6 protein-coding genes are annotated in these 9137 nt (G+C 60.3%); 5 read left to right on the plus strand and 1 reads right to left on the minus strand.

Annotated features, from left to right (window positions below):
• Nucleotides 1-5: 5 nt before the first annotated feature.
• The 4 genes from ACSHXH_RS16025 to ACSHXH_RS16040 all read left to right on the plus strand — a co-directional run bounded on the left by ACSHXH_RS16025 (nucleotide 6) and on the right by ACSHXH_RS16040 (nucleotide 6689).
• Nucleotides 6-2450: a GcvT family protein gene (locus ACSHXH_RS16025; RefSeq protein WP_435672799.1), complete on the plus strand. Its 2445-nt coding sequence runs from the start codon at nucleotides 6-8 to the stop codon at nucleotides 2448-2450.
• A complete protein-coding gene (locus ACSHXH_RS16030; protein ID WP_435672800.1) occupies nucleotides 2447-3319 on the plus strand; it encodes a homocysteine S-methyltransferase family protein in 873 nt (290 codons plus the stop codon). The genes ACSHXH_RS16025 and ACSHXH_RS16030 overlap by 4 nt, the downstream gene beginning before the upstream one ends.
• Before the next feature lie 216 nt (nucleotides 3320-3535).
• Nucleotides 3536-5980, plus strand: a complete 2445-nt coding sequence (locus tag ACSHXH_RS16035) for a GcvT family protein (protein WP_435672801.1) — start codon at nucleotides 3536-3538, stop codon at nucleotides 5978-5980.
• A gap of 64 nt (nucleotides 5981-6044) precedes the next feature.
• Entirely contained in the window at nucleotides 6045-6689 is a 645-nt protein-coding gene (locus tag ACSHXH_RS16040; RefSeq protein ID WP_435672802.1) for an RluA family pseudouridine synthase, read from the plus strand.
• A 111-nt stretch (nucleotides 6690-6800) separates the two neighbouring features.
• On the opposite strand, the gene ACSHXH_RS16045 is transcribed toward ACSHXH_RS16040, so the two are convergent.
• Nucleotides 6801-8240: an aldehyde dehydrogenase family protein gene (locus tag ACSHXH_RS16045; RefSeq protein ID WP_435672803.1), complete on the minus strand. Its 1440-nt coding sequence runs from the start codon at nucleotides 8238-8240 to the stop codon at nucleotides 6801-6803.
• A 128-nt stretch (nucleotides 8241-8368) separates the two neighbouring features.
• Between ACSHXH_RS16045 and ACSHXH_RS16050 the strand changes: the two genes are divergently transcribed.
• A complete protein-coding gene (locus tag ACSHXH_RS16050) occupies nucleotides 8369-9022 on the plus strand; it encodes a peroxiredoxin (protein ID WP_435672804.1) in 654 nt (217 codons plus the stop codon).
• Nucleotides 9023-9137 lie beyond the last annotated feature (115 nt).

Here is a 9137-nt window from a genome sequence, read left to right on the forward strand (position 1 = left end):
CCATCATGAGCGATTTCCCCACCACCACCCGCGTCGTCATCATTGGCGGCGGCGTCGTCGGGGCCTCCTGCACCTATCACATCGCCAAAGCGGGGTGGGATTGCGTCCTGCTTGAAAAGAACGAGCTGACCGCCGGGTCGACATGGCATGCCGCCGGGAACTGCCCATCCTTCAGCACAAGCTGGGCGGTGATGAACATGCAGCGCTATTCGCTGGAACTTTACCGGACCTTGGCGGACGAGGTTGATTACCCGATGAACTACCATGTCACCGGGTCGATCCGTCTGGGCCACACCAAGGAACGGATGCAGGAATTCGAGCGCGCCCGCGCAATGGGCCGGTATCAGGGTCTTGATCTGGAAATGATGGCGGTTGAGGACATCAAGGACCGCTATCCGTTCATCGAAACCCACGACCTAGCCGGAGCGCTGTTCGATCCTGACGATGGCGATATCGACCCCGCCCAGCTGACGCAGGCCTTGGCCAAAGGCGCGCGCCAGATGGGTGCGCGGATCGAACGGTTCTGCCCGGCCACAGGCGTGACGCGCAACGGTAACGAATGGATCGTGCACACCGACAAGGGCGACATCGCGTGTGAAAAGGTGGTCAACGCCGCAGGCTATTACGCCCAACGCGTTGGCGAATGGTTCAAGCCTTACGGGGGGCGCACTGTCCCGATGGCTGTGATGAGCCACCAGTATTTCCTGACTGAACCCGTGCCCGAGCTTGAGGTGTGGTCCAAGGAAAACGGCAAGCTGCCGCTGTTGCGGGATGTGGACAGCAGCTATTACCTGCGGCAGGAAAAATACGGTTTGAACCTTGGTCCGTATGAACGGAACTGCAAGGCGCATTGGGTCACGCCGGATGATCCGATGCCCGACGATTTCAGCTTTCAGCTGTATCCCGACGATCTGGAACGGCTCGAATGGTATATCGAGGACGCGATGGCGCGTGTGCCGATCCTGGGTGCCTCAGGTGTCGGTCGGGTCATCAACGGCCCGATCCCCTATGCGCCCGATGGTCTGCCCCTGATTGGTCCGATGCCGGGCGTGCCCAACGCGTTCGAGGCCTGTGTGTTCACCTTTGGCATCACGCAGGGCGGCGGCGCGGGCAAGGTGCTGGCGGAATGGGTCACGGAAGGCCAGACCGAATGGGATATGTGGGCGGTCGATCCGCGCCGCTTTACCGACTACACCGATCAGGATTACTGCAATCAAAAAGCGATCGAGGTCTACGGCCACGAATACGCCATGCATTTCCCGCATCACGAATGGCCTGCCGGGCGGGACAAAAAGCTGTCGCCGGTGCATGACAAGGTCGTCGCGGCAGGCGGTGTCATGGGGGCGTATAATGGCTGGGAACGCGCCAACTGGTTCGCAAAACCCGGCGACGACACATCCGAGGAAAGCACCCACACCTGGGCGCGCTCCGGTCCGTGGCAGCAGCGCATCAAAGAAGAGTGCGAAGCAGTGCGCGATCACTGCGGTGTTCTCGACCTGCCCGGCTTTTCCCGGTTCAAGATTCACGGTCCGGGCGCAGATGAATGGCTTCGCGGGCTTGTCACCGGCGCGCTTCCCAAGATCGGCCGTATCGGGCTTGTCTATTTCGCCGACGACCGGGGACGGATTGTGACCGAGATGTCGGTGACGCGCGAAGCGGAAGACCTGTTCGTTCTTGTCACAGCTGCATCCGCACAATGGCACGACCGCGAATGGCTTGAGCGCCACATGCCCGAAGATGCTGCGTTCACGCTGGAAGACTGGACCACGCGCATGTCCACTCTCATCGTCACTGGCCCCGCTGCGCGCGACTATCTTGGCCAGGTTTGCAAAGGTGACCTGACGCTGCCATGGCTTAGCTTTCAGGACAGCGAAATAGCAGGCGCTTGGGTGGCCCTTTTGCGGGTCAGCTTTGCGGGAGAACTTGGTTGGGAACTCCATGCCGAAAACGCCGACATCCCCGCGATCTACGACGCGGTGATCGCTGCCGGAGCCAAACCCTTTGGAATGTATGCCCTCAACGCATTGCGCCTTGAGAAAGGCTACCGCGCTTGGAAGGGCGATCTATCGACGGACTACACGATGTTCGAAGGCGGGCTGGACCGATTTGTCAAACTGGACAAACCTCAGGACTTCCCCGGCAAGGCCGCGCTGATGAAGGAAAAACAGCAAGGCATAAAGAAACGCTTTGTCACGTTGACCGTCGACGCGGGTAACTGCGACGCGCCCTATATGTCCACGCTGTGGCATGACGGGCAGGTCGTTGGCGAAACCACCAGCGGGGGCTGGGGGTATCGCGTACATGCGTCAATCGCGCTTGGCATGCTGCGGGCCGATCTGGCGGTGCCCGGCACAGAACTTCAGATCGACATCTACGGCGAAATGCGCAAGGCGGTGGTCCAGAAGGATGAACCCCTCTGGGATCCGCAAAACGAAAGGCTGCTCGCATGACAATCACATTTCTGGACGGTGGCATGGGGCAAGAGCTTGTGCACCGGTCCGGCGCAAAGCCGACACCGCTTTGGGCCACCCAAGTGATGATCGACGCCCCGCATCTGGTGCGTGACATCCATGCCGATTACTTTGCGGCTGGGGCGAATATTGCCACCACCAACACCTATGCAATCCACCGCGACCGGCTTGAAGGCACCCCGTTCGAGGACCGGTTCGAAGATCTGCACCGCCTTGCTGTTGATATGGCGATTGAGGCCCGCGCGGCCCATGGGTCTGGCCAAGTGGCAGGCAGCATTGGGCCGCTTGGTGCGTCTTACCGCGCCGATGTTCAGCCGCCGCATGACATTGCGGTCGCGCGGATGGCCGAGATTGCCAATCTGCTCGCCCCGTCCTGCGACATGCTGCTGTTTGAAACGGTGATCTCTGCCGCTCAGACCCGTGCCGCGCTTGACGCGGTGCACGGCTTGGGCAAACCCCTTTGGATCGCGTTTTCCGTTGATGACGAAGACGGCAACCGCCTGCGCTCGGGCGAAGCGCTTGCAGATGCGGTCGCGCTTTGTGAGGACGCGGCAGTTCTGCTGGCCAATTGTTCAGCCCCCGAGGCGATGCCCGCTGCACTCGACGTTCTCAAGACCAGCGGCAAACAGGTTGGCGCCTATGCCAACGCCTTTACCCGGATCACGAAGGAATTCCTCGAGGACAAATCCACAGTAGAAGCGCTCAGCGCGCGTCGTGATATGGGCCCCGAAGAATATGCCGATCAAGCAGGCACTTGGGTCGCAAGCGGCGCAACTGTCCTAGGAGGCTGCTGTGAAACCGGCCCCGCACATATCGCGGAACTGTCCCGACGCTTTGGCAAAGGGTGAAACCGATGCGCGTTGGCCCTGCCCCCGATCGGCTGCCCTTTGGGATTGCGTTAAGGTTAACGCGCGCGCCCCTTCTTCTTCTTTTTCCAAATATGCCAGCGCCCGGATTGCAAAATGCAGACCGGGTGTGTTGGGCGCTCTCATGATCACACAGCTTCTCTTTGACTGCATCCACTCACCATACGCCCCATATTCGGGATACGCAGGAGACCTGACATGACCCTACCCACGCACGCACGCGCCGTCATTATCGGCGGCGGTGTTATCGGCTGTTCCGTGGCCTATCACCTTGCCAAACTTGGCTGGACCGATGTTGTGCTGCTGGAACGCAAGCAACTCACCTCTGGCACGACATGGCATGCTGCGGGTCTGATCGGGCAGCTGCGCGCGTCGTCCAATATGACCAAGCTGGCGAAATATACTGCTGATCTGTATTCCCGCATCGAAGAGGAAACTGGCGTTGCAACCGGGTTCCGCAAAACCGGTTCGATCTCGGTGGCACTGACCACCGAACGCCACGAGGAACTGCGCCGCACCGCTGCGATGGCGCGGGCATTTGGCGTGCCCGTCGAGGAAATCGACACGGCCGAGATCAAACGGAAATACGCGCATCTGAACACCGAGGACGTGGTGGGTGGTGTCTACCTGCCCAGTGACGGGCAGGGCGATCCAGCCAATATCGCGCTGGCGATGGCCAAGGGCGCACGCCTGCGGGGTGCGCAGATCTTTGAGCGCACCAAGGCCACGGGCGTGACCCGCGACGCCCGACAGATCACGTCGGTTGATTGGGCCGCCGAAGATGGCACATCCGGCACCATCACCTGCGATCACGTCGTCAATTGCGCGGGTATGTGGGGCCGTGAGGTTGGGCAGATGCTGGGTGTGAACGTGCCGCTTCAGGCCTGCGAGCATTTCTACATCGTGTCCGAACCCATCGCCGGGCTTGAGGCCCTGCCGGTGCTGCGCGTTCCGGATGAATGTGCCTATTACAAGGAAGACGCCGGCAAGATGATGCTGGGCGCGTTTGAGCCGGTGTCGAAGCCCTGGGGGATGAACGGCATTTCGGACAGTTTCGAGTTTGATCAACTTCCCGAGGATTTCGACCATTTCGAGCCGATCCTGGAAGCAGCGGTGAACCGCATGCCCATGCTGGCGGAGGCAGGGATTCACACCTTCTTCAACGGACCAGAAAGCTTTACCCCCGACAACGCCTATCACCTTGGACAGGCGCGCGAGATGGACAATGTCTGGGTCGCGGCCGGGTTCAACTCGATCGGCATTCAATCCGCAGGCGGCGCGGGCATGGCGCTCGCGCAGTGGATGGAAGACGGGCAAAAGCCGTTTGACCTGGGCGACGTTGACATCGCCCGCGCACAGCCGTTCCAGCGCAATCGGCGCTATCTCAAGGAGCGGGTCACCGAAACGCTGGGTCTGCTTTACGCCGACCATTACCCCTACCGCCAGAAAGCCACCGCGCGCGGTGTGCGGCGCACGCCGTTCCATCAGCACCTGCTGGACCGTGGCGCAGTGATGGGGGAAATTGCAGGCTGGGAGCGGGCGAACTGGTACGCGGCCCATGGGCAGATCCCCGAATACGCCTATAGCTGGAAGCGGCAAACCTTCTTTGACAATGTCGCCCGCGAACACAAGGCGATCCGCGAAAACGTCGGGATGTACGACATGTCGTCCTTTGGAAAGCTGCGGGTCGAAGGACCGGATGCCGAAGCGCTGTTGAACCATGTGGGCGGTGGCGATTTCTCGGTCGCGGTGGGCAAGATCGTCTACACGCAGTTCCTGAACACGCGCGGCGGGATCGAAGCGGATGTCACCGTCACGCGTCTGTCCGAGACCTGTTATCTTGTTGTGACCCCGGCGGCGACGCGGGCTGCAGATCAGATCTGGCTGCACCGCCATGTAGGTGACCGGCGGGTTGTCATCACCGATGTGACGGCAGGCGAAGGCGTGCTGGCAGTGATGGGACCGCAGGCGCGCGCGGTGATGCAGGCAGTGTCGCCGAATGATTTCTCGAACGACGCCAACCCGTTCGGCACCGCACAGGAGATCGAGATCGGACTTGGTACGGCGCGGGTGCACCGCGTGTCTTATGTCGGAGAGCTGGGTTGGGAGATTTACATGTCTGCGGATCAGGCAGGCCATGTGTTCGAAACGCTGTGGAACGCAGGGCAGGACCACGACCTGACACTCTGCGGGATGCATGCGATGGACACCTGCCGGATCGAAAAGGCGTTCCGGCATTTTGGCCATGACATCACCTGCGAAGACCATGTGATTGAGGCTGGTCTGGGCTTTGCGGTCAAGACTGCAAAGCCTGACTTCATCGGTCGTGATGCGGTTTTGCAAAAGCGCGAGGACGGTTTGCAAAACCGGATGGTGCAGTTCCGGCTGACCGATCCCGAGCCGCTGCTGTATCATCACGAACCGATCCTGCGAGACGGAGAAATTGTCAGCTACCTGAGTTCCGGTGCATACGGACACCATCTTGGGGCGGCAATCGGCTTGGGCTATGTGCCTTGCAAAGGTGAAAGCGCAGAACAGATTCTGGCCTCGACCTACGAGATCGACGTGGCGGGCACGCGGGTCCGTGCTGAGGCATCTTTGAAGCCGATGTATGATCCAACGTCGACGCGGGTGCGGGCGTAGCCAGAAACTCTGGACGACGTTTCTCGGCCTTGTTCCAAAACGCCAAGCTGCGTAGACGGGGCGGATGACCGAATACACTCCGCCCGATACGCCGCTGGACGTCCTGCACGAGGATCACCAGATCCTTGTCGTCAACAAACCCGCCGGGTTGTTGTCCGTCCCCGGCAAGGGACCGGGCCTGACGGATTGCCTGATCGCGCGACTGGAGGCGGCCTATCCGCAGGTCTTGCTCGTGCACCGGCTGGACCGGGATACGTCCGGCGTCATGGTGTTTGGCCTCACGCCCCACGCCCAGCGCCACCTTGGGCTCCAATTCGAAAAACGCTACATCAAGAAGACCTATCTTGCGCGGGTGGCGGGGCGGATGGACCCAAAGACCGGCACCATTGATCTGCCGCTGATCGTGGACTGGCCGAACCGCCCCTTGCAGAAGGTAGACCACGAAACCGGGAAACCGGCGGTCACGGATTGGCGAGTCATGAAAGCATCGGATGAGGAGAGCCGCGTCAAGCTTTATCCATTGACCGGGCGCAGTCATCAGCTCCGGGTGCATATGCTGTCGCTGGGTCACCCCATTCTGGGCGATCCGCTTTACGCGCCGGACACAGCCAGCGCCTATCCACGGATGATGCTGCATGCAGAGGAATTGCGCCTGCGCCATCCCGATGGCGGTGAAGGCATGAAATTCCGGGCGAAAGCGCCGTTCTGAACAATTTCGAACGCTGCCGCGTCCGACGGGCGCGCAGCCGTTGGCTGCGCGTTTCTTTGCATATTTTGAAAAAGAAGAAGCAGGGGGCCAACGCCCCTGCCTCATTGAGGTTTATTCGGCAGCCCAGCCCGAAACGGCTTTGACCTCAAGGAAATCCTCGATCCCCCAGAGGCCGCCTTCGCGCCCGTTGCCGGATTGCTTCATACCACCAAACGGCGACCCGGCAGAGCGGCCCACGCCATTCATTTCCACCATACCCGAACGCAGCTGACGGGCCAGCCGATTGCGGCGTGCGGCGTCCTGGCTTTGGACATAATTGGTGAGGCCATAGACCGTGTCATTGGCGATGGTCACCGCGTCTTCTTCGGTGTCGAACTTCATGATCGACAGGACGGGACCAAAGATTTCTTCGCGGGCAATGGTCATGTCGTTGGTCACATCGGCAAACACGGTGGGGCGGACGTAGAACCCCTTGTTCAACCCTTCCGGGCGTCCCACACCGCCGGTCACCAGACGCGCGCCTTCGTCAATGCCTTTCTGGATCAGGTCCTGAATCTTGTGCCATTGCGCGGCGTTGACCACTGGACCGATATGGCGACCTTCGGCGGAGGCGGGACCGACGCTGACCTTTGATGCGATTTCGCCCGCTTCTTCGACCACGCGGTCATAGATCGACGCTTCGACCATCATGCGGGATGGTGCGTTGCAGGACTGACCCGTGTTCTGCATCATGTGCAACACGCCGCGTTTCACCGCCTTGTCATCGGCATCGGCAAAGATCAGGTTGGCCCCCTTGCCGCCCAATTCGAGATGCACCCGCTTGAGCGTGTCGGCGGCGGATTTGGAAATCAGCGTGCCCGCACGGCTGGAGCCGGTAAAGCTCACCATGTCGATATCAGGATGTGCGGACAGTTGGCTGCCGACACCGGTGCCATCGCCGTTGACAAGGTTGAATACGCCGGGCGGAAAGCCTGCATCGTGCATCATCTCGGCGAAAAGCAACGCGTTGAGCGGGCTTTCCTCGGACGGTTTGAGAACCATCGTGCAGCCTGCAATCGCCGCCGCACAGACCTTGAGCGTGACCTGGTTCATCGGCCAGTTCCACGGCGTGATCAGCGCGCAAACGCCGACCGGTTCGTAGATGATCCGGTCATTGGGGCTATGATCGTTCAGCGGGCGGTCGAATGCAAAACCGCGCGCTGCGTCGAGAAAATTCTGGATGTGCCATGTGCCCGCGCCCACCTGACTGGAGCGGGACATATCAATCGGCGCGCCCATTTCCATGCTCATGGCTTGCGCCATGTCTTCGCCACGGGATTGGTAGATTTCAAGCAACTTTTCAACCAGTGCGATCCGTTCCGCCGGGGGCGTTGCAATCCATGACGGGAACGCGGCCTTAGCGGCGGCTACAGCGGCATCCGTGTCGGCCTGACCGCCCAGTGCGATCACCGCGCAGGGGTCTTCGGTGGACGGATCAATGACGTGATGATCCCGGCCATCCATTGGGTTGACCCATGCACCGTTGATGTAAAATTGGCGTTTCTCGATCATCTGGCTGTCTCCTTGCAGAGGATGTTGAACGACACAGTGTCACCCCCAACTTTCCCTCGCAAGGGGTGTAAACATCGGAATTTTCGCATATGTAATGCACGAACGAAACACCATAAGGAGACACGCCCATGGGCCTGCGCATCAATGACGAAATTCCAAACCTGACGGTCGAGACGGATCAGGGCACGCTGCACCTTCACGACTGGATCGGCGACAGCTGGGCGATCCTGTTTTCGCACCCCAAGGACTTTACTCCGGTTTGCACCACCGAATTCGGTGCTGTGGCCCAATTGGCCAGCGAATGGGATAAACGCGGCACCAAGGTGATGGGCATTTCCGTGGACGGTGTTGAAGATCACAAGAAATGGAAGGGCGACATTGAATCGACCTCCGGGGCCAAAGCCGGGTTTCCGATCATCGCGGATGAAGACCTGACCGTGGCCAAGGCGTTCGACATGCTGCCTGCGGAATACGCGCTGCCCGATGGCCGCACCCCTGCCGACAGCGCAACCGTGCGGGTTGTGTTCATCATCGGACCAGACAAGAAACTGAAGCTGTCCATGACCTATCCAATGTCCGTGGGCCGCAACTTTGCCGAAGTACTCCGGGCGCTGGATGCGCTTCAAACCTCAGCGCGGGAAAACGTGGCGACTCCGGCGAACTGGACAATAGGTCAGGACGTGATCGTACCGACATCCGTCAGTGATGCAGACGCGATTGCCAAATACGGCAAGATTGACACCGTGCTTCCGTACCTACGCAAGGCCAAGCTGCCGTCCTAATGCTTCTTTGGGCCTGAAATACCTTGGGGGTCTGGGGGTGAAACCCCCAGCCGGTGGGATCGGGCGCAGCCCGATCCGCTACACACAATAAACAGAAATAAACACGGCGGAGACA

Source organism: Marivita sp. (genome assembly GCF_051251565.1).
Classification (GTDB): Bacteria; Pseudomonadota; Alphaproteobacteria; order Rhodobacterales; family Rhodobacteraceae; genus Marivita.